We start from the raw sequence: 23656 nt of genomic DNA, 5'->3' as shown, positions 1-23656 counted from the left end.
GGGGACAAGCGCCGGCTACTTTACAAAAGCGCATCGCCAAACGACATATTGCGACAATTTAAGGTAATGGCGTTGTAGCAGGGACCCCCTGTTTGCCTTGGTCCAATGCAACGGCCCGCACAACACGCGGATCCAGATTAACTGGAGCGGCGATGATCCCCGCTCCAGTTTTTGCTTCTCATCCGCGCGCCAGCAAGGCCTGCCGGATGGCCCGCTCAACCGGCGAATAATCACCGTCCGATCGCGTAAGCTTGAATGGTTCGGCCGGATGCAGCGGTGGTTGAGCCATGAAACGTGGACCAGACCCCCGGTGCATTTGCGCGGCATGAACGAGGAACGGATGGCACAGGTAGACCGCACCGGCTTCGCCAGTCGCAAGTACCTCGGGCCGGCCGGTTCCGATTCCGTCTAGCATCAAATGTGACATGCCGGACTCGTCGGCCGGTTCGAGGAGGCGTGCCATATCAAGATGCCAGCCCGGCCTTATTCGGGTGGGCGCGTCGGATTCTCCCACATCGGAGAACAGGAACAGCATCAGCAGCGCGCGTCCACGCGACGTCACGTTGACCCGCCAGGCGGAGTAATCGGGGTTGTCGACGTTTTCGTCTTTCCCCAGGAAACTGACATCGACATGCCAGCCGGCGTCGCCGGGATCGTGCGGGCTTGGAAACCGCACGGGGAAGGTTCCGAGGTCGGCCCGCGGCCGCCATCGTCCCCGTCCGACGAGCTGGTCGAAGGCCGCGTGAAGCTGCGGACTGTTGACAGCTTTCCTGAAGGGTTCGTCGCCGTAATAGCCGAGGCGGATGACTGGCTGAGTCCAGGTCGCGGGCTTTTGGGGATCGCAGGGCAGGTCGCGCCACAGGATGGCGCGGCCTTGCTCGGCAAGTTCGCGCGGAAAGGCGTGCTCTATCCTGACGAAACCGTCTTGAATGAATTGCTCGATCTGCGCGTCGCTGAGCGCGCGCGGCTGTATGCTGAAAGGCATGATGTTCCTCGTCTTATCGCGGGGCAAACGGCCATGGCCTGCGCAATGCAGGATCGGCCGGGCTGTTTCGGTCGGAGACTTCCGCCCGCATGTGAGCGGGCAACGCGATCAGCACGCGAGGAAGAAGACCGATGCGATTCTGGAGGTACGGATCATCATGGCAAACTTAATCTAGCAAACCAGCTACCAGCGTTCAACGCAGCAATCGTCGGAGCTGTGCGCGTTCGCGATGCAGAGATCTCAGCGCATGCAGCATTCCGAAAACGGCTTTACGATCACGACGTCGTGCCGGAAGCGCAAGCCGCGGCCGCTGCGTTCAGTTGAACGGGCGTTATGTCGCCGCCGTCCTTAACCGTCCGATAACCCTGTCGGTCATTGACCTTTTATTTATGAGCACGCGCGGCGTTTCGCGCATTCCTTGTGTATCCAGGACGCAGGTCGTGCGCCCGTCACCGGGTGTTGCCGTTTTTGCCACGTGAATTTGCGACTCGCGTCGACGTTTCGACTGACGATACACGCAAAGCGTGCGGTTGCCGCTTCTCTCAGGCTGCGCATGACCACGCACGAGCCAGTTTCATCGACAAAAGATACTATTCTTTCAGACAACTTATCCGAAAACTTTGCACGCAGAGTGCGAGCAGAGCGTAGCAAATGCCGAAGAAGCCAACAAAGACCAGAAAGCCAAAGCAGACGGCGATTGTTCGCTTTCTCGGCCGGCCGGCAAAGCCCGCTGCAAAGTTGAAGCGGCGCGAGGCATCGTTCCGGCTGCTGTTCGACAGCAATCCGATTCCGATGATCGTCTGTGCGGCGCGTGACGAACGCGTTCTCGCCGTCAACGACGCTGCGATCCAGCATTACGGTTACAGCCGCAGCGAATTCGAGAAGCTGACGATCCGCAGCCTGCAGGCCTTCGACCCCGAGCTGCCGTGGACCGGCGACTCTGGCGACGAGCGCGCAGCGCGCACCTGGAAGCATGTCAGGGCCGACGGTGCGCTGATCGATCTGGCGATCTATTCGCGCCAGCTCGTTTATGGCGATCAGCCGGCGATCCTGCTCGCGCTGATGGATATCACCGAACGCAAGCGCGCCGAAGCGCAAATGACTTTCATGGCCCAGCATGACGGCCTGACCGGGCTGCCGAACCGCAATTTGCTGCGTCAGAAGATGGACGACATCCTGCTGCGCACGCGCCGCAGCGCCGAGCAGGTGGCGGTGCTCGTGCTCGGCCTCGACCATTTCAAGGCGGTCAACGACACGCTCGGCCATGGTATCGGCGACAAGCTCCTGCGCGGCGTCGCCAAGCGATTGCGATCGATATTGCGCGAGGGCGATGCGCTGGCCCGGCTCAACTCGGACGAATTCGTAATCGTCCAGAGCGGGGCGACGCGGCCTGAGGATGCGGCGTTTCTGGCGAGGCGCCTGCTGGACGTGATCGCTGATCCCTATCTGCTGGACGGGCATTCCGTCGTGATCGGCGCCAGCATCGGCATTGCGATGTCTCCCGGCGACGGCGATGAATCCGAGAAGCTCTTGAAGAACGCCGACCTCGCATTGTCGCGCGCCAAGAACGATTCTCGGGGTACGTTCTCGTTCTTCGAGGCCGGGATGGATGCGCGAGCCCAGGCCCGCCGCAAGATCGAAACCGAGCTGCGCGAGGCCGTCCAGAGCGATGTGCTGCGACCCTATTACCAGCCGCTGGTCGATCTTTCGAGCGGGCGCATCACCGGCTTCGAGGCGCTGGTGCGTTGGCCGCATCCCGAGCGCGGCATGATTTCGCCGGCCGAATTCATCCCCGTTGCGGAGGAGACCGGACTGATCAACGCCGTCGGCGGTTTGATGCTGCGCCGCGCCTGCATGGATGCGGTGCAATGGCCCGACGACATCCGCGTCGCGGTCAATCTGTCCCCGCTGCAGTTCCGTGTCGGCAATCTGCTGTGCCTGGTAATGGATGCGCTGAACCAGTCCGGCCTGTCGGCGAAGCGCCTGGAACTCGAGATCACCGAGACGCTGCTCCTGGAAAAGAGCAGCGAGGTGCTGGCGACGCTGCATGCGCTGCGCGCGCTCGGCGTTCGCATCTCGATGGACGATTTCGGCACCGGCTATTCGAGCCTGAGCTACCTGCGCAGCTTTCCGTTCGACAAAATCAAGATAGACCAGTCCTTTGTGCGCGACCTCGCCGCCAACCCCGATGCGCAGGCGATCGTGCGTTCGATCATCAGCCTAGGCAAGGGGCTAGGCGTCACGATCACGGCGGAAGGCGTCGAGACCGAGGCCGAAGTCAACTGCCTGCGCAACGAGGGATGCCAGGAGGGGCAGGGCTTCCTGTTCAGCCGCGCGCGGCCCAATGCGGAGATCATGAGCCTGTTGAAGGCGCAGCGCGGCTATGGCGCTGCGCTGGTGGCGTGAGGATCGTCATTCCGGGGCGATGCGAAGCATCGAACTATGGTGCGCAATTGCGCACCTGAGAATCTCGAGATTCCCCGGTGTGCAATTGCACACCTGAGGTCTGGTGCTAGCGCACCATCCCGGAATGACGCTCATCTCACCTTCCGCTTCCGCGCATGATATGTCAGCGCCAGCGCGATGCAGTGGCGCAACGCCTTCTCGGGCACCTTCTCGCCGGCTTCGAGCAGAATGCTGCGGTTGCCGCCGTAGCGCAGCTCCGGATGGAGCTCGCGAAAGGTTTCGACCAGGTCGGTCTGGCAGTGGAAATAGACCGCATACCGGCCGGCTTCCGTCTTCACCTGGTCGATCCGGATCGTGCTGCCGCTCTTGCTCTCGGTCGTGAGATAGCTCGGCTGCCCCCATTTCAGCGTTTCTTCCAGGGGACCGACGCCCTCGGTGGTCCTTGCGGTGTCAAAAATCAGCCGGCGCAGCGCCAGCAGTTTTGCCCCGACCGGATTGGGATAAGCCTCGAAGACGGTTTCCACCGCAGCGTCCCGGGTGGCAGTGCTCGGCCGTTTGGCGATGCGCTTTATAGCTCGCTTCCGTGCCGCCTTCTTCATTGCAATGTCAGCGCATCCTGCCAGCTTCCATTGCAGAACCTAAAGCAGGATGCGAGCGGGGGAAGCCGTCTCTTGCGTGCCGGCCGGGCCGCCGCTTCATCGCATCGTCGGCGGCGCGTCGAGATTGCCCGCGAGGATCGCCCGGCCGGCATCCTCGTAATGGGCGTCACGGCCCTGGATCTGCTGCGCGATCGCATGCATGTCGCGAAAGCGGCGCTCGAACTTGTTGGCATTGAATACGGCCGTTGCGCCGGTCATGTGATAGGCGGTGTCGACCACGGCGGCCGATTGATGGATCGTCCATGTCGAGGCGAGGCGCAGCGCCACGCGATGGGCTTCCGTGACGGCTGCGCCTTGCGACAGGTCATGCCATACATCCGCTGCAGTGGCATAGAGATAGGCGCGGGTGGCGCGCAGTTGCGCCTCGGTGCGCCCGATCAGCCCCTGCACGGCGTTGTTGTCGCGCATCGCCTTTGACGCTTGCGGTGTCTTGCCCCGGGCAAGGTCGATCGCCGCATCGAGCGTGGCGCGCGCGACGCCGAGCGAGGTCGCTGCAAAGCCCATGCCGAAAACCATGTTGGTAGAGAGCTTGTACAGCGGCCCGTTCTCGCGCAGCGCCGCCGGATCGTCGCGAAGCGCTGCGAACTTTTCCGGGATGAACAGAGTCGACCGAATAGGAATCGGTGCCGGTGCCGCGCAGGCCGATCACGTCCCAGACGTCGTGCATCGTGGCGCTGGCTACCGGAAACAGGATGGTACGAATCTCCGGCGAACCGTCCGGCCTGCGCCGCGGGGTGCCGTCGGCTTCGACGACCCGGACATGGGCGCCCAGCCAGCTTGCCTGCCGCGAGCCGGAAGCAAAATCCCAGCGCGCGCTGGCTTTGTAGCCGCCCGCAACTGCCTGCACTTCATGGTTGATCGCGCCCCAGGCCAGAATGCCGGGCGCGACGTTGAAAATCTCGTTGGCGGCATCGGGATCGAGATAGGCCGCGGTCATGGCGCAGACGCTGCACTGGCCGAGGCACCACGCGGTCGAGGCATCGGCCTTGGCGATTTCCTCCTGCATCTGCATGAAGGTCTCGAGCGGCACCTCGGCGCCGCCAAGGCTTTGCGGCAGCAGCGCGCGATAAAGCCCGTTCTCGATCAGCGCCTGTGTTACCGCTGATGTCAGCCGCCGCGTCCGCTCGATCTCATCGGCCTCGCGCATGATCAAGGGAGCAAGCGCTCGGGCGCGCTCGACGAGGTCGAGGCCGGGATGCTTGTTCATGCGCTTCCTCGCGTTCTCTTGTTCTTGACGTAACCGCGATGGTGACCCATCCGCCACTGGTGATCAAGGCGGCGGGGATTGCCAGCCTCTCACGCCGCTGCCCGCCCCAGATCGAGGGAGGGCTGCGACGGCCGCCTGGCCGACGGGAAGCTAAATGCCACGGCGACGGCGGCCATGCCGATGGCAAACGAGCCGACGTACAGCCAGTTATAGGCGTGGAAGGTGTCGAATACCCATCCGCCGGCCAATGGCCCCAGCGCCATGCCGAGGCTGGCGAAGGCGGAGACGGCGCCGAACATGCTGCCCATGATGCGCACGCCGAAATATTCGCGCACCAGCACCGCGTAGAGAGGCATTACGCCGCCATAGGCGAGGCCGAAGATCACCGACAGCGCATAGAATTCGCCAAGTTGGCCGACGGCGAGAAAGGTGGCGATCGACAGGGCCTGCACGAACAGGCCGCCGACCAGAACGTGTTTGGCGCCGAGGCGATCGGCCAATACGCCGAGCAGGAGCCGGCCGCCGAGTCCGGAGAATCCGGCAAGGCTGTAGACGGTAACCGCAGTCAAAGGCGCGATGCCGCAGACCATGGCATAGCTCACCAGGTGGAAGATCGGCCCGGAATGCGCCGCGCAGCAGGCGAAATGCGCACCTGCCAGGATGACGAATTGCGGCGTTCGCAGCGCCTGCGCGACGGTCCACTGCCCGTCAGGCGCGTCGGTTCCATTTGCGGCCGCAGGTGTTGAGGGCGCTGGCGGCTGTCGCACCAGCAGAGAGGCCGGAAGCAACAGCGCCAACGCGACGATGCCGATCACGAGCATCGCGGTGCGCCAGTCATAGCTCGCGATCAGCCAACTTGCGAACGGGGCAACCGTCAGCGGCGATACCCCCATGCCGGCCGACACCAACGCAACCGCGAGGCTGCGGTGGTGTTCGATCCAGGCGCTCGCCGCGGCCACCATCGGCGCATAGAAGCTGCCGGCCGCAACGCCAATCAAGACGCCGAACGCCAACTGGAATTGCCACAGGCTGGTGGCCTGGCTCGCCCCGATCAGCCCGGCGCCGAGCAGCAGCGTGCCCGATAATACGACGATGCGGGTGCCGAACCGGTCGGACAGCGCGCCCCAGAAGAACGCCGCCAGCCCCATTGCGAGAAAGTCGATCGTGGCCGCCGCCGAGATGCCGCTGCGCGACCAGCCCATCGCCTCCGAAATCGGCTGCAGGAACACCGCCAGCGACAACATCGACCCGAACGCCACGCAGGTCATCAGCGCGCCTACGGCGACTACGACCCAGCCGTAGGAAGATCCGGCGGATTTGCTCATGCATTTCCTCGCGGTTGTGTTGTTGTTTCTGTGCGCGGAACGATGGTGGCCTATTCGCCGCCATAGCGCAATGCGGTGGAAAGCAACCCTCTCATTCGGAGAACTGCGATTGTGAGTTGCGTTAGGCGGAGCATCATCCGGACCGGACGAGGCTTCGCCTTCTGCGGGGTTGCGGCCGTGGCGCTGACGCAACATGTTACGGCTGCCTGTTCGATGATCGCGCATCGGGCTCGCTGCTCCCGGTGTCTGCGCTCGATGCGCTGGCCGGATGGAACGACGGGACACCCATGCAGGAAATTCTTATCCCGCGTTTTCCGATGCCGATCAGCAAGGAGTCCTGGATATCATCCTGCCAATCCAGCAACGGGAATTTGGTATTCGCATAACGGGGGCCGATCAGCCTGATCTCACGAATATTCCCGAATTCTACCAGTCGGGGACTGGCGGCTTTTAGGTGGCTTGATCCAACGGCGAAGTCGTCGGCACGGTCGGATTGAAGAATATCGGTTCAGGGCAGACGGCACTGCGCAAGATGTTTGTCGCCGCTCCGTTTCGCGGGAGGGAGTTGGGCGTGGCCGGAAAGCTTTCTTGATGTGCTGCTGGCGCATGCTCGCGCGCGGGGCGTCGCGGAGATTTTTCTCGGCGCCACGGACAAATTCCCGGCGGCGCATCGCTTCTATGAAAAGAGGGATTTTAAAGAGCTGCCAAAAGGCCGTCTGCCCAAGGCTTTTCCGGTCATGGCCGTCGACTCGAAGTTCTATGTCCTGAGCGTGTCGTGAGGCGCGTGCTCAGCTATCCACCTTCAGCGCAGCGATGAATGCTTCCTGCGGGATGTCGACCTTGCCGAACTGCCGCATCTTCTGCGCCGGCCCGAGCCAGCACTTCAATATTCATTTCTCTGTTGGCTAGTTGTCCGGCGACGTGGCTAGTCGGCGTCCGACATAGTTGCCGATATCGGCGGTGTCGCGTCGTGAGACGAGTGTTCGCGCTGCTGCTGCTGTTGGACCACTTCCTCTGGCCAACCATGCGCGCGCAAGCGATCGGCGTTGATCCTACCGAGGCTCGTTTCCGGATTGTGCACGACCACGTTATTTGCCAACCGCACGGCGTTCTCCGTCTATCGGATTGTTCCTACAACATAATTCTTAACGATCTTAGTTCAAGCGCTGGTTCCTTGCAAGGATGGAGCCTCCCTAGGGAACCGTGGGAGCGACGGGATCGGTATTGCCGCCCGCCTTTCCGATGATGTTAAGTATATCGAAAACGCACTCCTGAGCCAATTTTTGCGCTTCCTGTCCAATTTCCTCGCCGCTCTTATCCGTTGGATCATCCTCATTTGGCTCGCAATCGCTGATTTTTGATGCCGCGCTACTCGATCCCAGCGTGATGACCCCGAGCACCGCCCCGGGCTCGGTATCGAGCTCCTTGCCGGTGGCATCAGGGCCTCCTTGATGAAACACCGGCAGCGCCAGTACCCAGTGCGAATTGAGGGCGCCTGATGAAGGCGGTTTGATCAGGGATTTGCTGTTCGGGTCGTTCTTCCAAGCGATGATCTGGCGCTGCAGAAATGCGGCTCCGGCCACGCCTCCGCCGAGCGGGACTTCGTACGAGCCACGCGGTACAGGTCCACTCGTTAGCGCAGGCTGCAGGCAAAGATTGTTTGAATCGTATAGCATCAGGAAAGCAGTTTGCTGTTCCTGATTGTCGAAGCCCGCATGAAAACGCAGCATGAGATTTCGGGCAAGCCTGTTGAACCGGTCCTGGCAACTCTGAACGACGTCGCCTCCGCAGGAACGGTTGTGGAGACGGGCGAGCATGTCTCGATAGGCTAGGGTACGATCGCAAACCTTCTTGTTGGCGCGAGTATCAGGAACGCGCCATTGCAGACTGTAGGCATATCCTGGAACGGGTTGGTCAATCTCCAGCACCCACGTCCGCTTATGCGCTTCGTAGGTCAGCACCCTGGCTTCCTCGTTCGCCAGATCGTCGTCTGTGAGGAGTGTCGGTTGAGGCTGGCCTCGTCTTGGCCGCTGTTCCGGCAGGTACCGCAGCGGAAAATTCGGTGTCGCGGGATGACGGCGACAGCGCAGCTTCGGCGTGATGCCGTCGAGTTGCGGCGGAAACTCTACGCGCACGATCAGCTTCTCCACCGGGTAGCTGATGTGCGATCCGACCTCTTCATAGCCGTAGTCAGGATTACCAGCGCCGCCTCGACGACCCGCCCGCTCTTCAATCTCCCATTGGCTCATCGCGATACTGTTGGCGGCTGCCTCGCGAATGGCATAGGTAAGCGGCTCCGCGCCGATTCGGAGCGGCTCCTGAAAATTCACCCAATAGCAGCAATCGGCTGGAAGTTTGGGGGTGCCCAGTGGGTAGTTCTCGCCGGAGTCGTCACGCCAACACAGGCTAACCGAGCTGTTGCCCTCCACCTGAACGTCTAGCCGCGTGTCATGGAGGGCAAGGTCGACGCTCGAAACAATTCCCGGAAGGATCATGTCCCTGCTTCGCACCCTCAACTCCGACGTCTTGTCGAGGCTGCGCAGATGGCCCACTGCGTCAATTACTATGTCGGAGGTCCACTCCTTGGCCGAGATCTTGGTTCGTTCCACCGCACGCGCAAAGGCGCGACGCTTGAGCACCTCAAGCGGTTCGCGGTAGTCCCGATCCTCCTGCCAGTTGCCCTGCTGGAAAGTCCGGACCTTCAAGCGTCCGTTCGCCTCGGTGGCGATATCGCGGAGCGTATTGTCAGATGGAGCCTCGTCCCGCTTCGCGGTGCTGCCGCCGGCAAGCACAAGAATCGGATAACGCTCCGGATCGTCGGCGCGAAGCTCGACGCGGGCAAATTGTGGCCGGTGTTTGTGGCCATGCAGGATAAGATCGAACCTCTGACGTTGCAGCTCGTGGATGAGGTCGCCGCCGTTCTTCAGGATCAGAAAAGGTTCCAGTCTTGCCTCTGCGTCCTGATTGTCGAGAGATTTGTCGCGCACTGCGATAGGCATCGGGTGATGGTGCAGAACGGCGATCCGCAACAGAATTCCGTTGTCCGCGTTGGCGCCGTTCGTTCGAGCTCCACAGCAGGGACAGCTTTCGAGCAGGCCGGGCGCATTGATCCTGTCGATCTGATTCCTTGCGATAGCTCCGGTCGCGAAGACAAACTGGCGAAGCACCGGGTTGTTGGAATCAAGGCATGTGATGAGCGTCTGGTCATGGATGCTGTGGGTCGGCCATCGCTTGCCGGCGCGGCGATAGTCGCAGCTCTGCAGGCGGCCATCGCATTTGCCGCTCCATGTTTCCACCCAGAGCCAGTTGCGCGGCCGCATCCGCCTGAATCGCGGAAACTTTGCCCAGCGCAGGGTTTCCCTGTTTAGGCCTAGCTTGAAGCCGAGGCCCGACTCGAGATTCTTCCTAAGATTGGTCGTGTCGTGAAACATCACGTGGTCGAACTTCTTCGCGCTGCGGGGATGAAAGATGTTACCGAGGTCGAGCAGGTCATGGTTTCCCGGCACGATGAAGAACTCGGTGCCTGGCCCGCAAGCGGTGCACACATCCTCAAGCTCGCTCTTGGCGGCGAGGAGCAGCAGCGGATCTGGATCGTCGGTGAAATCCCCCGAGACGATGATGGTACGGGGGCGCAACCCGATGATTTCGTCCTTGGTCTTGTTCCAAATCTCGAAGTTGAAGGTAGTCCCAAAATGGATATCGGAAATATGGGCGATGCGGGCCATCAACAATCCTCCCCGCCGATAATAGTGCCGCCGACTATAGGCAGGATCGCAAATACTCGTAAAGGTAGAATTTGTTTCGCGACGCCGAGCCGTCGGTCTATTCAGCCGTTCGGCTAGCGGGTGGCCGGCTGCCGTTACAGGCCTTCCTCAGCTATCCACCTTCAGCGCGGCGATGAACGCTTCCTGCGGGATGTCGACCTTGCCGAACTGCCGCATCTTCTTCTTGCCTTCCTTCTGCTTCTCCAGAAGCTTGCGTTTGCGCGTGATGTCGCCGCCGTAGCATTTGGCGGTGACGTCCTTGCGCAGCGCACGGACTGTTTCGCGGGCGATCACCTTGCCGCCGATCGCGGCCTGGATCGGGATCTGGAACATGTGCGGCGGGATCAGCTCCTTCATCTTCTCGACCATGGCGCGGCCGCGCCCCTCCGCGCGGGTGCGGTGCACCAGCATCGACAGCGCATCGACCGGCTCGGCGTTGACCAGGATCTGCATCTTGACGAGATCCGCCACCTTGTAATCGGTCAGATGATAGTCGAACGAGGCATAGCCCTTGGAGACCGATTTCAGGCGATCGTAGAAATCGAACACGACTTCGTTGAGCGGCAGGTCGTATTTCACCATCGCGCGGGAGCCGACATAGGTCAGTTCCTTCTGCGCGCCGCGGCGGTCCTGGCAAAGTTTCAGAACGCTGCCGAGATATTCGTCGGGCGTGAGGATCGTGGCTTCGATCCACGGCTCCTCGATGTCGGCGATCTTGACCACGTCGGGCATGTCGACGGGATTGTGGATCTCGATCTCCTGGCCGTCGGTCAGGTGCATCTTGTAGATGACGCTCGGCGCCGTCGCGATCAGGTTGAGGTCGAACTCGCGCGACAGCCGCTCCTGAATGATTTCCAGATGCAGGAGCCCAAGGAAGCCGCAGCGGAAGCCGAAGCCCAGCGCGGCGGAGGTTTCCATCTCGTAGGAGAAGCTGGCGTCGTTGAGCCGCAATTTGCCCATCGCCGCGCGCAGCGTCTCGAAATCGTTGGCGTCGACCGGGAACAGGCCGCAGAACACCACGGGGATCGCGGGCTTGAAGCCCGGCAGCATTTCGGTGACCGGCTTCTTGTCGTCGGTGATGGTGTCGCCAACGCGGGTGTCGGCGACCTCCTTGATCGCCGCGGTGATGAAGCCGATCTCGCCGGGACCGAGCTCGTCGACCTGCTCCATTTTCGGCGTGAAGAACCCGACGCGCTCGACGTCATAGGCCGCGTTGGTGCCCATCATGCGGATACGGCTACCCTTCTTCATCGTGCCGTCGACGACGCGGATGAGCACGACGACGCCGAGGTAGACGTCGTACCAGCTATCGACCAATAGCGCCTTCAGCGTCGCCTCCCGGTCGCCCTTCGGCGGCGGCAGGCGGGTGACGATCGCTTCCAGCACGTCGGGAACGCCGAGGCCCGTCTTGGCCGAGATCATCACCGCGTCCGAGGCGTCGATGCCGATCACGTCCTCGATCTGCTGCTTGACCTTCTCGGGCTCGGCTGCCGGCAGGTCGACTTTGTTGAGGACCGGCACGATCTCGTGATTGTTGTCGAGCGCCTGATAGACATTGGCGAGCGTCTGCGCCTCGACGCCCTGGCTGGCGTCGACCACGAGCAGCGATCCCTCGCAGGCCGCCAGCGACCGCGAGACTTCGTAGGCGAAGTCGACATGGCCGGGCGTGTCCATCAGGTTGAAAATGTAATTCTTGCCGTCCTTGGCGCGGTAGTTCAGCCGCACCGTCTGCGCCTTGATGGTGATGCCGCGCTCGCGCTCGATATCCATGGAATCGAGCACCTGTTCCTTGCCCGCCATTTCGCGATCCGTCAGCCCGCCCGTCATCTGGATCAGGCGGTCGGCCAGCGTCGATTTGCCATGGTCGATATGGGCGACGATGGAGAAGTTGCGAATGTTGGAAATGGGCGTCGTTGTCATGGGGCGCGGGATAGCATTCACATCACCGTGCGGCAACCATCTTGCTGTATTTTAAGGGAGTTTCTTCCCGCCAAGCTGATTCCACTTAGGGCAAAAACACGCTACGGAATGGGTCATGTCGACTGCATCCATTTTGCCTACGGCCGCGCGTGGCAAGCGCATTCCCACGATCCGGCGGCTGGCGGCGTGGCTGACCTCGCGGGCCCGTGATCCAAAGGCCGCCCTGTGGCTGGTGACCGGCTTTGCCGTGGTTCACGCCGTCCTGTGGACGCTGATCCTGGTCAATCTGAAGAACGGGCAGGACGTCCACATGGACGTCGCCGAAGCCTTTGCCTGGGGGCAGAAGTTCCTGCTCGGCTATGGCAAGCACCCGCCGCTGTCGGGCTGGGTCGCCGGCGTCTGGTTCATGATCTTTCCGATCACCGACTGGGCGACCTACGCGCTGGCGATGGCGACGCTGGGCGTGGGGCTCGTGATCTGCTGGCTGCTGGCGCTACGCGTCGTCGATCACCGTCGCGCGTTCTTCGTCGTGGTGATGCTGGCGCTCTATCCGATCTTCAACTTCAAGGGCTTCAAATACAATCCGGACCTGTTGCAGCTCGTCACGCTGCCGCTCGTCGTGCTGGCCTATTTCGATGCGTTCGAGAAGCGCAGCATCAAATCTGGCGTGTGGCTCGGGCTCGCCGGTGCGCTGGCGCTGATGACCAAATACTGGGTGCTGACCATGATCGGCGCCATCGGCCTTGCCGCGTTGATCCATCCCGCGCGCCTGCAGTTCCTGCGCTCGCCGGCGCCGTGGGTCGCGATAGCCACGCTCGCGGTTGCGATGCTCCCGCATTTGATATGGTTGAAGCAGGTCGATTTCGTGCCGCTCACCTATGCCGGCGATACCTACTCCCTCACCGACCGCGCGATGATCGATGATCTCGCACTTGGCTATGTCGGGCACAATCTCGCGCTGCTGGCTTTGCCGGTGGTGCTCGGCGCGATCGCGCTTGTCTGGCGGCCGTGGCGCTTGACGCCGTTTCCGGCCTTTGCGCGCGGCGCCAATTCCGGCGTGAACACCTCCCAGGCGCTCAACGTCTGGATCATCCAGGCGGTGGTGGCGATCGGGCCGCCGCTCGGCGCCGTGATATTCCGCGTCTACATCAAGACCGATTGGGGCATCCCGCTGTTCTTCCTGATGCCGCTCGCGCTGATCGCCATTCCCGCGGTGCGGGTGCGGTCAGTTTCGCTGTTGAACCTGACCGCGACGTGGCTGGTGATTTCGCTCGTCGTGCTGGCGGTATCACCAAGGATCGTCGCCTATGAGCTGGGCGAAAAGCGCACGTCGGGTGCGACCTACCGGGCGCGTTCCGAACTCGCCCGCGAACTGACGGAAGCCTGGCACACGCGCTTTCATTCGCGCTGGCCGGTTGTCGCGGCCTATACCGATACCGGCCAGCCCGTCACCTTCTACAGTCCCGATCATCCGGCGCCGCTGACGCCGGATGAGCCGTGGTCGTCAGGCCTGACCTCGCTCGACGACGCCAAGCGATCGGGCTTCATCGGCATCTGCCAAGTCGGCGACTGGAAGCTGGAAAAATGCGAAGCGTGGATGAAAGCCCATGCCGCCAATGCCGAGCGCATGGTGATGACGACGCGGCGATTCTTCTTAGGGATGCCAGGTCCCGCGACGGCCTGGAACATCTTCATCGTGCCGCCGGCCAAATAGAAGCGACCACAAGAAAAATCGAAGGGGGTAACACATGGATCTCGACCTGACGGACAAGACGGCGCTCGTCACCGGTTCGACGCGCGGCATCGGGCTCGCCACGGCCATTGGCCTTGCGGAAATGGGCGCGGAGGTGATCGTCAACGGGCGCGATAATGCGGCGGTCGGTGAGGCAGTGGCGAAAGTTCAAGAGGCTGCACCATCGGCCAAGGTGCATGCCGCAGCCTTCGATCTCGGCAATGCGGCAGGCTGTGCCGCGCTGCTGGCGCAATTTCCCGACGTCGACATCCTCGTCAACAATCTCGGTATCTATGAGCCAAAGGGATTCTTCGAGATCGAGGATTCGGACTGGTCAAAGATGTTCGAAGTCAACGTCATGAGCGGGGTCCGACTGACGCGGCATTACCTGAAGCGGATGCTTGATGACAAGGACTGGGGCCGCGTCGTGTTCGTCTCGAGCGAATCCGGCGTCTACATTCCGAAGGAGATGGTGCATTACGGTTTCTCCAAATCGGCGCAGCTCGTGATCGCGCGCGGCGCGGCGGAGACGACCAAAGGCACCAACGTAACGGTCAATTCGGTGATGCCCGGCCCGACCTGGGTCGAGATGGCGCCGGTCCGCCTTGCCGCGCGCGCAAAAACGATGGGAACGACGGTCGAGGATCTCGTCGCGCGCACCTTCAGCGAACGGCGCCCGGCGTCGCTGCTGCAGCGCTACGCCAAGCCGGAAGAGGTCGCCAATCTGATCTGCTATGTCTGCTCAAAGGCCTCCAGCGCCACCAACGGCGCCGCGCTCCGCGTCGACGGCGGCATCGTCACCAATCCGTTTTGATGGTGTCAGACCTCATGCTCAGGAGCCGCGGAGCGGCGTCTCGAAGGATGAATGGCGCCAGTGGGGCCTCGTGGTTCTCCCGGCGATGCGAAGCATCGTCCGGAGACGCCGCTTCGCGGCTCCTCACCATGAGGGTTTGCTGGTTGCTACGGCCGCGAACGCGAGCGCCTCACACGCCTTCTTCGTTGAACTTGTCGGCGACCAGCGCGGCGATCGCATCGACCGCTTGCTGCGCTTCGGGGCCGATCGCGGAGACCACGACCGAAGTTCCCGGTCCCGCCGCCAGCATCATCAACCCCATGATCGAGGTGCCGCCGACGGTCTCACTGCCGCGTGTCACCCAGACCTCGGCGTTGAACTTTTCGACCATCTGGACGAACTTCGCCGATGCCCGCGCATGCAGGCCGCGCTTGTTGATGATTTGAAGTTCCCGCGAAATGGCACCCGCGGGCACGCTCGGCCCGAGTTCCTTTTCGGGCGCGGCCTCGTCGCTCATTTGCCGGCGAGCACGCGGCTGGCGATGGTGACGTATTTGCGGCCGGCTTCCTGGGCCATGGCGATGGCATCGGGAAGCGAGCGTTCTTCGCGCACCTTGGCAAGCTTGACCAGCATGGGAAGATTGATGCCTGCGAGCACTTCCACCTTGGGGCGGCTCATACAGGAAATCGCGAGGTTGGAAGGCGTGCCGCCGAACATGTCGGTGAGGATGGCGACACCATCGCCGCTGTCGACGCGATTCACCGCTTCGATGATATCGCTTCGACACAGATCGGAGTCGTCCTCGGCTCCAATCGTGATGGCTTCAATTTGTTTTTGCGGACCCATGACATGTTCGAGCGCCGCCTTGAACTCGTCGGCAAGGCGCCCATGGGTCACAAGCACTAGACCAATCATCGGAAACTCCTCGCGGGTGCTTTTTGGTGCACCGCACGAACGCGCCACTTTGACCATCCAGAGGCCCCGCGCAAGAGGGCATCTTGGCTATTGTTCCGGTATTTGGCGGTAAACAGTGAGGCCTGTGCCGGTTTAATCGGTGGCGATATTGGGGCTTATATGGTTACCAATCCCCTTCGAACAATCATCCAAAGGTTGGACAGCGTCGGAACCAGCGGTTGTCGTTAATGCGGCCACAACCAATGGGAGGGGATCACAGCCGGTTCCAACCGGGATTCGCGGTAATAAGACACCATTTAAGCTGATCGCGAGCGATTCTGGCGGCGGCAGCCGCTCCGCATCGCTGGCCGCGAGATCGGCGATGAGGCCGACCACCGCCTCTCTGGCGAAGTCGCAGCGGCGGATTCCGAGGCCCCGGATTTCGATCAAGCCGGCCAGTTCCGGCGCCGGGCGGACCCACAATTGTTCGGCGACTGTGTCGAGATGGACACGGTCATCGCCGACCAGAACGGCCGGCGGAACCTGTCCGGCGCGTCCGGCGAGAATCAGGTCGAAGGCCAGCCGCGACTTGCCGGCGCCCGACGGCCCGCGGATTAGCACGGCGCGATTGCCCACGAGCACGGCGGAGGCATGCACGCTCGCAACCGGCGTCATGGCGCGGGCAGCCTGACCACGAACCGCGCGCCGGCCACCGTCGGCTTGCCGTCGGCATCCGCCGGGCCATGGCGATTTTCCGCCCAGATCCGCCCGTTATGCGCTTCGATGATCTGCTTGGAGATCGACAATCCCAGGCCCGAGTTCTGGCCGAAGCCCTGATGCGGCCGGTCGGTGTAGAAGCGCTCGAAAATGCGTTCCAGCGCGTCTTCGCCGATGCCAGGCCCGTCGTCATCGACGGTGATTTCGATTTCCGACCGCACGCGGCGGCAGGTGACGCGCACCTTGCCGCCAGGATCGGAGAAGGATTGCGCGTTGGACAGCAGGTTGGAGATCACCTGCCCGAGCCGGGAATCATGGCCCGGCACCGAGAAGGTGTCGGTTGCCCCGCGGCCCTCGAAGCGGGCCTCGACCGCGACGTCGTGACCGAGCCGGGTTTCGTTGGCGACCGAGGTCAGCGTCGTCAAGAGCCGGCGCAGATCGACCGGCGCCATGTCCTGGCGCTGCAATTCCGCGTCGAGGCGGCTGGCGTCGGAAATATCCGAGATCAGCCGGTCGAGCCGCTTGACGTCGTGCTCGATCACCTCGAGCAGGCGCGCGCGGCTGGTGTCGTTGCGCGCCAGCGGCAGCGTTTCCACCGCCGACCGCAGCGAGGTCAGCGGGTTCTTCAATTCATGAGCGACGTCGGCGGCGAACATCTCGATCGCTTCGATGCGGCTATACAGCGCATTCGTCATATCGCGCAGCGCGCCGGACAGATGGCCGATCTCGTCACGGCGGCGGGTGAAGTCGGGAATCTCGACGCGGGTCTGGATGCGCCGGCGGACACGCTCGGCGCCGTCGGCCAGCCGCCGCACAGGCCCAGCGATCGTGCTCGCCAGGAGTAGCGACAGCATGATCATGACTGCGGAGGCGACGCCTCCGACCTTCAGGATCGCCAGCCGCTCGGCGGTCACCATCTGGTCGATGTCGTCGCCCTGCGTCGAGAGCATCAGTGCGCCATGCACGGCGCGGAACCGCTGCACCGGCACCGCGACCGAGACGATCACCTCGCCGCGGTCGTTGACGCGCACCATGCTGCTCTTGACGCCGTCGAGCGCCTGCACGATTTCCTGATAGCCCTTGCCGTTTTCCGGGCCGAGTTCGCGATAGAGCGGCAGGTCGCCGCGATTGAGCCAGGTGCGGATCGCGATCAAGGCGCGCTCGACGAAGCCCGCCTTCTCCGTTGAGGGCGGCGGTAATTCGAAACGCAACACGTCGCCGCGGCCATAGAGACTGCGGCTGTCGAGGATCATGCCGCCGTCGCCGCCATAGATGCGCGCGCGGGTCTTGGTCGGCGAGATCAGCCGCCGCAGCACCGGCGCGACCCGCTCCGGATTGATCGGAAAATCCAGCCCGGAGGATTCGTCCGGCGCGCCGTAGCTTTCGCCGGGCTTCAGGTCGAGCAGTCGGTCCGGATCGATGGTGATGGTGTTGGTTTCGACGGTGGCCGAGGCGGCGATCGCGCCGGCGATGATTTCGGCCTGCACCAGAAGGCTCTGCGCACGCGCGTCGATCAGGCCGGCGCGGAATTGCGAGAGGTAGAGAATGCTCGCCACCAGCGCCACGAGGCCCGCCAGATTGAGCGAGACGATACGGCGCGTGAGGCTGGAGAAGGAGAGCGCGAAGAAGAATTGCCCGGCCCGGCGCAGCCAGCCGAGCGGCCGCCGCCAGCCCCTCTCGCCCACATTATCGTCGGCAACGCGATTCCCTTCGAGGAGCTCCGGGGCTTCCTCGTGGTTCAGGCTGGGATCGGGCTGCGTTCGATCTAGCAATGGCTGAGACTGCCGGTTGTGATGCGCCGCTTTGTAGTTCTACGCTTCTACGCCGAACGGGCGGATGTGTCAGTCGGCACACCCGCCCGGAAAATGCAGATCAGGCTTCCTTGAAGCGATAGCCGACCCCGTACAGCGTCTCGATCATCTCGAAATCGTCGTCGACCACCTTGAACTTCTTGCGCAGCCGCTTGATGTGGCTGTCGATGGTGCGATCGTCGACATAGACCTGATCGTCATAGGCCGCGTCCATCAGCGCGTTGCGGCTTTTCACCACACCGGGCCGCGTCGCCAGCGCCTGCAGGATCAGGAATTCGGTCACCGTCAGCGTCACCGGCTCGTTCTTCCAGGTGCAGGTGTGACGTTCCGGATCCATCCGCAGCAGGCCGCGGTCGAGAGCGCGCGCATCCGGTTCCTTCGGAACGGCGGTCGGATCCTTGGGCTGGCCGCGGCGAAGCACGGCCTTGACGCGCTCGACCAGAAGGCGCTGCGAGAATGGCTTGCGGATGAAATCGTCGGCGCCCATCTTGAGGCCGAACAATTCGTCGATTTCTTCATCCTTGGAGGTCAGGAAGATTACCGGCAGATCGGACTTCTGCCGCAGCCGGCGTAGCGTTTCCATGCCGTCCATGCGCGGCATCTTGATGTCGAGGATCGCGAGATCCGGCGGCGAGGTGCGGAAGCCATCGAGCGCCGATGCACCATCCGTGTAGGTCATGATGCGATAGCCTTCGGCTTCGAGCGCGATCGACACGGAAGTGAGAATGTTGCGGTCATCATCGACCAGGGCGATTGTGGGCATGAGCCTGCTTTCGAATAAGAGAGTGGCTTAAACGGCGGGCAAATCAGCCAGACGCCGCATAAATGGGCTTTGTACACGGCCAACGAGCAATGCAAGCTGGGCTGAAGTGTGACCGAGTTCCGCAAAACGCTCCTGCGGGGATACGCTGTCCCCCATATAGCACCCTGTCGGGCCCAGAAAAGGCCCTTTTTGCAGTAAGATGGCCGGAAAGGAACTATGCAGCCGACCGCAGATTTTGAGGCTTCCAAACTTGCCCGTTCGCTGCTGCGGCGCAGTCGGCAGGGCGCACTCGCCACCCTTATGCCCGAAAGCGGCGATCCCTATTGCTCGCTGGTGAACGTCGCCAGCCACGCCGACGGATCTCCTATTCTGCTGATTTCGCGGCTGGCGCTGCATACGAAGAATGTTCTCGCCGACGGTCGCGTATCGCTGATGCTGGACGAGCGCGCCGCCGGCGATCCCCTCGAAGGCGCGCGGATCATGCTGGCGGGCAGGGCCGAGGAGGCCGCAGGCGAAACCACGAAAATCTTGCGCCGGCGCTACCTCAACGCCCATCCATCCGCGGAAGCTTTTGTGGATTTTAAGGACTTTTCGTTCTTTCGGATCGCGCCGTCGGGCCTCCATCTGGTCGCCGGGTTTGGCCGCATCATCGACCTCACGCCCGAGAAGTTTCTGACCGAGATCGGCGATGCCGCCGATCTGCTGGAAGCCGAGCAGGGCGCGGTGGAGCACATGAATGAAGACCACCGCGAGGCGATGAACCTCTACGCGACCAAACTGCTGGGCGCCGACACCGCCGACTGGCGCTGCACTGGCTGCGATCCCGGTGGCATGGACATGCAGGCCGGCACGGCGACGCTGCGGCTGGATTTTCCGGAACGGGTCACCAGCGCCATGGCATTGCGCAAGATGCTGGTGCGGTTGGCGGGCGAGGCGCGGGCCAAGGGCTAACAGCGGTTAACGCCGGCACCTGAAGCGGATTTGAACAGGTGCGGAAGTTTCCGCGACCTAGGATCTCGGTAGCGAAGCGGACGCGCTGGACAAGTTGATTGATTGTCGCGGCCGTTTCGAAGGAGCGGCCGAAGCGCTGCGGCAGGCCATGCCGGACTATCTCCACGATGCCTCCCCGCAATGCCTATCCGGCGTTCTGGGCCGTTTGCATTGGCCGGTGAGGAGCTGCGTGCTGATATTTTCCTATTGTGCGGCGCAATAATTTTCGATCGGGTCAAGCAGTGCCGGATGGTCGCGCAACCACGACGGCAAAACAGCGAAAAGCGCTGCAGCAAACGATTGATGCAGATCAACGGCCTCGCTTGAATAAACCAAATCGAGTGGATCGGCTTGGCAAGCCCGGCGTTCATCAGTATTAGGTCGCCGGACCGAGGCCGGAAGGCTATATTCAGGGGTCACCGCGACAGAGCGCGTCAAGCGACAGGCGCGCGATTCGAGTAACGCGGGTTCGAGGAGGAGTCTTCGTGCAAGAGACGGGTCTACGCAACGGTGCCTTCGGCGCCGACAAATTCGGCTTAAAAAATCTCAAAACGGTGCACTGGAATCTCGGTGCGCCGCAGCTCTATCAATATTCGCTCTCCGCGGGTGAAGCCGTACTGTCGGCGGATGGCGCATTGTGTGCGGATACCGGTGAGTTCACCGGCCGCAGCCCGAAGGACAAGTTTACGGTTCGGGATGCTACCACCGACAAGAACATGTGGTGGGCCGGCAACCAGTCGATTACATCCGACCAGTTCGCGGCGCTTCACGCCGATTTCCTCAAGCATGCCGAAGGCATGACGCTGTTCGCGCAGGATCTCTACGGCGGCGCCGACCCGAGCTTCCAGATCAAGACGCGCGTCTTCACCGAGCTCGCCTGGCACTCGCTGTTCATCCGCACGCTGCTGATCCGCCCCGAGGCGTCCGCGCTGAAGGATTTCGTTCCCGAACTCACCATCATCGATCTGCCGAGCTTCCGCGCCGACCCCAAACGTCACGGCGTGCGCTCGGAGAACGTCGTCGCGATCGACTTCGCCCGCAAGATCGTCCTGATCGGCGGGTCTTATTATGCCGGCGAGATGAAGAAGTCGGTATTCACCACGCTGAATTATTATCTGCCCGCCAAGGGCGTGCTGCCGATGCACTGCTCGGCCAATGTCGGGCCCAAGGGCGACACCGCGATCTTCTTCGGCCTGTCCGGCACCGGCAAGACCACACTCTCGGCCGATCCGAACCGCACGCTGATCGGCGACGACGAGCACGGCTGGGGCAGTGACGGCGTCTTCAATTTCGAGGGTGGCTGCTACGCCAAGTGCATCAAGCTGTCGCAGGAAGCCGAGCCGCAGATCTTCGCGGCCAGCAGCCGCTTCGGCGCCGTGCTGGAGAACGTGGTGCTCGACGAGCGCACGCGGGTTCCGGATTTCGACGACGGTTCGAAAACCGAAAACACCCGTTCGGCATATCCGCTCGACTTCATCCCGAACGCTTCGCGCACCGGCCGCGCCGGCCAGCCCAGGAACGTCGTGATGCTGGCGGCCGATGCCTTCGGCGTATTGCCGCCGATCGCAAAGCTTTCGCCGGCGCAGGCGATGTATCACTTCCTGTCCGGCTATACCGCCAAGGTCGCGGGCACCGAGCGCGGTCTCGGCAACGAGCCGCAGCCGGAATTCTCCACCTGCTTCGGCTCGCCGTTTCTGCCGCTCGATCCCTCCGTCTACGGCAACATGCTGCGCGAGCTGATCGCCAAGCACAATGTCGACTGCTGGCTGGTCAACACCGGCTGGACCGGCGGCAAATACGGCACTGGCAGCCGGATGCCGATCAAGGTGACGCGCGCACTCCTCACCGCCGCGCTCGACGGCAGCCTGCGCAACGTCGAATTCCGCACCGACAAATATTTCGGCTTTGCGGTGCCGACGGCGCTGCCGGGCGTTCCGAGCGAGATCCTTAATCCCGTCAATACCTGGAAGGACAAGGTCGAGTTCGACAAGACCGCCCGTAGCCTGGTCGGCATGTTCCAGAAGAATTTTGCCAAATTCGAAGCCCAGGTCGACGCCGAAGTCCTTGCAGCCGCGCCGGACACCAAGCTCGCGGCCGAATAGCCGCGCGGGTCGAACACGGGACCATTCGAGACCGACAAAGGGCGGCCGCAAGGCCGCCCTTTGGTTTTCATGCGGCTGTGTTCTCGTCCCTGCTAGCCGTTGCCCGGCAACACCGCGTTGCTCGGCGTTCGCCGATCGGTGATCTGCAGGCCGAACAGGCTGCCGATCAGTTCGACGGCAACACGCGCGGTGCGGCCGCGTTCGTCGAGAAACGGGTTGAGCTCGACGATATCGACCGAGCACACCAGGCCGGAATCGTGCAGCAGCTCCATGATGAGATGCGCTTCGCGGTAGGTCGCGCCGCCCGGCACCGTGGTGCCGACGCCGGGCGCGACCGTGGGGTCGAGAAAGTCGACGTCGAAGGAGACATGAAGCACGCCGTTGCGCGCTCGCACGCGCTCGATGACGTTTCGGATCAGCACGCCAACGCCGAACTCATCAATGGCGCGCATGTCGGCGATTGCGACGCGGCGTTCGAACACCAGTTTCTTTTCCAGCGGATCAATCGAGCGGATGCCGAACAGGTCGAGCTGATCAGGTCCGATCGAAGCGCGGGGTGCGCCGCCGAGCAGGCCGTCGAGGCCGGGTTCACCGCATAGAAAGGCGGCCGACATGCCGTGCATGTTGCCTGTCTCCGTCGTCTGCGGCGTGTTGTAGTCGGCATGGGCATCGACCCAGAGCACGAAGAGCGGCCGTCCCTGCTCCTGCCAGTAGCGTGCGACACCGTTCACCGATCCCATTGACAGCGAATGATCGCCGCCCATGAAGATCGGCATCGCGCCGGACCGCGCCAGCGCATAGGAACGCTCGCTGAGCGCGCGGATCCAGCCCTTGATCGTATCGTAATACTTTGCATTCGCCGGCGGCGGGCCCTCGTCGGCAGCTATGCCGGGCTTTGCCAAGTTGCCATGATCCTCCACGACAAAGCCGAGCTGATCGAGGATGCGGCCGATGCCGGCGGTGCGAAGCGCGTCCGGTCCCATCAAGGTGCCGAGTTGCGAGGCTCCGATCTCGATGGGGACGCCGAGCAAGGCGATGCGGGGCTGGTTGGCTTCGGGTTCGGACATGAGGCCGCCTTTCGATCGATCGCAGGGCGCACGCGCCTTCTCGCCTGCTCACCTTCTGTCAGACCTCATCCTGAGGAGCCGCGCAGCGGCGTCTCGAAGGATGAATGGCACCAGCGGGGCCTCGTGGTTCTCCCGGCGATGCGTTCGTCCGGAGACGGCGCTCCGCGCCTCCTCACCATGAGGGTCTAATGGTTGCAACAACACCCCCGGTGCTCACGCCTTGAAATAAGCGATTTGCGTCGTGGTTGCGAGCAGGCGTCCCGAAGGTGACCACAATTCGCCGTGCTGGTCGCCGTAACTCCTGTGGAAAATTCGGGCGTCGGCGACCGCCAGCACATGGGTGATATCCTCGGCTACCAGTTCTTCCGATGCCGTATGAAAATACGTCGTGATCGAAACCGTGCCGAATGGAACCAGTTCCCGCCGCGCCAGGAATATCCGGCCGAAGAAGGCGTCCGACATCGACATCAGCGACAGTATGTCGATCTTCCGCGGCACGTGATCGCCGATCCATTGCTTCG

General features: G+C 62.6%; 16 protein-coding genes and 3 pseudogenes. 6 read left to right on the top strand and 13 right to left on the bottom strand.

Going from position 1 to position 23656, the window contains the following annotated elements:
- Positions 1–178: 178 nt before the first annotated feature.
- Positions 179–985 (bottom strand): phytanoyl-CoA dioxygenase family protein, encoded by an 807-nt coding sequence (locus tag CP49_RS23535; protein WP_057852560.1) that lies wholly within the window; start codon positions 983–985, stop codon positions 179–181.
- Positions 986–1636: 651 nt separating this feature from the next.
- On the opposite strand from CP49_RS23535, the gene CP49_RS23530 reads away from it, so the two are divergent.
- On the top strand, positions 1637–3391 hold the full coding sequence (locus CP49_RS23530) for a putative bifunctional diguanylate cyclase/phosphodiesterase (RefSeq protein ID WP_245310829.1): 1755 nt from the start codon (positions 1637–1639) through the stop codon (positions 3389–3391).
- A gap of 131 nt (positions 3392–3522) precedes the next feature.
- On the opposite strand, the gene CP49_RS23525 is transcribed toward CP49_RS23530, so the two are convergent.
- From CP49_RS23525 to CP49_RS23515, 3 genes and pseudogenes are all read right to left on the bottom strand, one after another.
- A complete protein-coding gene (locus tag CP49_RS23525) occupies positions 3523–3915 on the bottom strand; it encodes a DUF1801 domain-containing protein (protein ID WP_245310828.1) in 393 nt (130 codons plus the stop codon).
- 171 nt (positions 3916–4086) lie between these two features.
- Positions 4087–5257, bottom strand: a pseudogene (locus CP49_RS23520) (acyl-CoA dehydrogenase family protein).
- A gap of 89 nt (positions 5258–5346) precedes the next feature.
- Positions 5347–6582 carry an MFS transporter gene (locus CP49_RS23515; RefSeq protein WP_057852559.1) on the bottom strand — a complete coding sequence of 412 codons (1236 nt, stop codon included), beginning with the start codon at positions 6580–6582 and terminating at the stop codon, positions 5347–5349.
- A gap of 268 nt (positions 6583–6850) precedes the next feature.
- Between CP49_RS23515 and CP49_RS23510 the strand changes: the two are divergent.
- Positions 6851–7361, top strand: a pseudogene (locus CP49_RS23510) (GNAT family N-acetyltransferase).
- 414 nt (positions 7362–7775) lie between these two features.
- Here the strand turns inward: CP49_RS23510 and CP49_RS23505 are convergent.
- Positions 7776–10307 carry a metallophosphoesterase family protein gene (locus tag CP49_RS23505; protein WP_057852558.1) on the bottom strand — a complete coding sequence of 844 codons (2532 nt, stop codon included), beginning with the start codon at positions 10305–10307 and terminating at the stop codon, positions 7776–7778.
- Between the two features lie 147 nt (positions 10308–10454).
- The gene (lepA, locus tag CP49_RS23500; protein WP_057852557.1) at positions 10455–12266 is read right to left on the bottom strand and encodes a translation elongation factor 4; all 1812 of its coding nucleotides are present in this window, start codon (positions 12264–12266) and stop codon (positions 10455–10457) included.
- Positions 12267–12381: 115 nt separating this feature from the next.
- Here lepA and CP49_RS23495 point away from each other — a divergent pair, with 115 nt between their 5' ends.
- Complete coding sequence (locus CP49_RS23495) at positions 12382–13980, top strand: glycosyltransferase family 39 protein (protein ID WP_057852556.1); 1599 nt, start codon at positions 12382–12384, stop codon at positions 13978–13980.
- Positions 13981–14014: 34 nt separating this feature from the next.
- Positions 14015–14812, top strand: a complete 798-nt coding sequence (locus tag CP49_RS23490) for an SDR family NAD(P)-dependent oxidoreductase (protein WP_057852555.1) — start codon at positions 14015–14017, stop codon at positions 14810–14812.
- A gap of 169 nt (positions 14813–14981) precedes the next feature.
- On the opposite strand, the gene CP49_RS23485 is transcribed toward CP49_RS23490, so the two are convergent.
- The 5 genes from CP49_RS23485 to CP49_RS23465 all read right to left on the bottom strand — a co-directional run bounded on the left by CP49_RS23485 (position 14982) and on the right by CP49_RS23465 (position 18976).
- Positions 14982–15308: an HPr family phosphocarrier protein gene (locus CP49_RS23485; RefSeq protein WP_057852554.1), complete on the bottom strand. Its 327-nt coding sequence runs from the start codon at positions 15306–15308 to the stop codon at positions 14982–14984.
- Positions 15305–15706 carry a PTS sugar transporter subunit IIA gene (locus tag CP49_RS23480; protein WP_024339151.1) on the bottom strand — a complete coding sequence of 134 codons (402 nt, stop codon included), beginning with the start codon at positions 15704–15706 and terminating at the stop codon, positions 15305–15307. The genes CP49_RS23485 and CP49_RS23480 overlap by 4 nt, the downstream gene beginning before the upstream one ends.
- A 132-nt stretch (positions 15707–15838) precedes the next feature.
- Complete coding sequence (locus tag CP49_RS23475) at positions 15839–16360, bottom strand: HPr kinase/phosphorylase (protein WP_057852553.1); 522 nt, start codon at positions 16358–16360, stop codon at positions 15839–15841.
- Complete coding sequence (locus CP49_RS23470; RefSeq protein WP_057852552.1) at positions 16357–18174, bottom strand: sensor histidine kinase; 1818 nt, start codon at positions 18172–18174, stop codon at positions 16357–16359. Before CP49_RS23470 ends, CP49_RS23475 begins: the two co-directional genes overlap by 4 nt.
- Positions 18175–18274: 100 nt before the next feature.
- The gene (locus tag CP49_RS23465) at positions 18275–18976 is read right to left on the bottom strand and encodes a response regulator transcription factor (protein WP_027541437.1); all 702 of its coding nucleotides are present in this window, start codon (positions 18974–18976) and stop codon (positions 18275–18277) included.
- A gap of 216 nt (positions 18977–19192) precedes the next feature.
- Between CP49_RS23465 and CP49_RS23460 the strand changes: the two genes are divergently transcribed.
- Entirely contained in the window at positions 19193–19927 is a 735-nt protein-coding gene (locus tag CP49_RS23460; protein ID WP_057852551.1) for a HugZ family pyridoxamine 5'-phosphate oxidase, read from the top strand.
- Between the two features lie 524 nt (positions 19928–20451).
- Entirely contained in the window at positions 20452–22068 is a 1617-nt protein-coding gene (locus CP49_RS23455; protein WP_057852550.1) for a phosphoenolpyruvate carboxykinase, read from the top strand.
- A gap of 92 nt (positions 22069–22160) precedes the next feature.
- On the opposite strand, the gene rocF is transcribed toward CP49_RS23455, so the two are convergent.
- Together rocF and CP49_RS43160 are read right to left on the bottom strand one after the other, a co-directional pair.
- On the bottom strand, positions 22161–23135 hold the full coding sequence (gene rocF, locus CP49_RS23450; protein ID WP_057852549.1) for an arginase: 975 nt from the start codon (positions 23133–23135) through the stop codon (positions 22161–22163).
- A gap of 213 nt (positions 23136–23348) precedes the next feature.
- Positions 23349–23656: pseudogene (locus CP49_RS43160) on the bottom strand (thioesterase family protein); the annotation flags it as partial.

This window comes from Bradyrhizobium valentinum, assembly GCF_001440405.1.
GTDB classification, from domain to species: Bacteria; Pseudomonadota; Alphaproteobacteria; order Rhizobiales; family Xanthobacteraceae; genus Bradyrhizobium; species Bradyrhizobium valentinum.
This window is presented reverse-complemented; position numbering and strand designations above follow the sequence as displayed.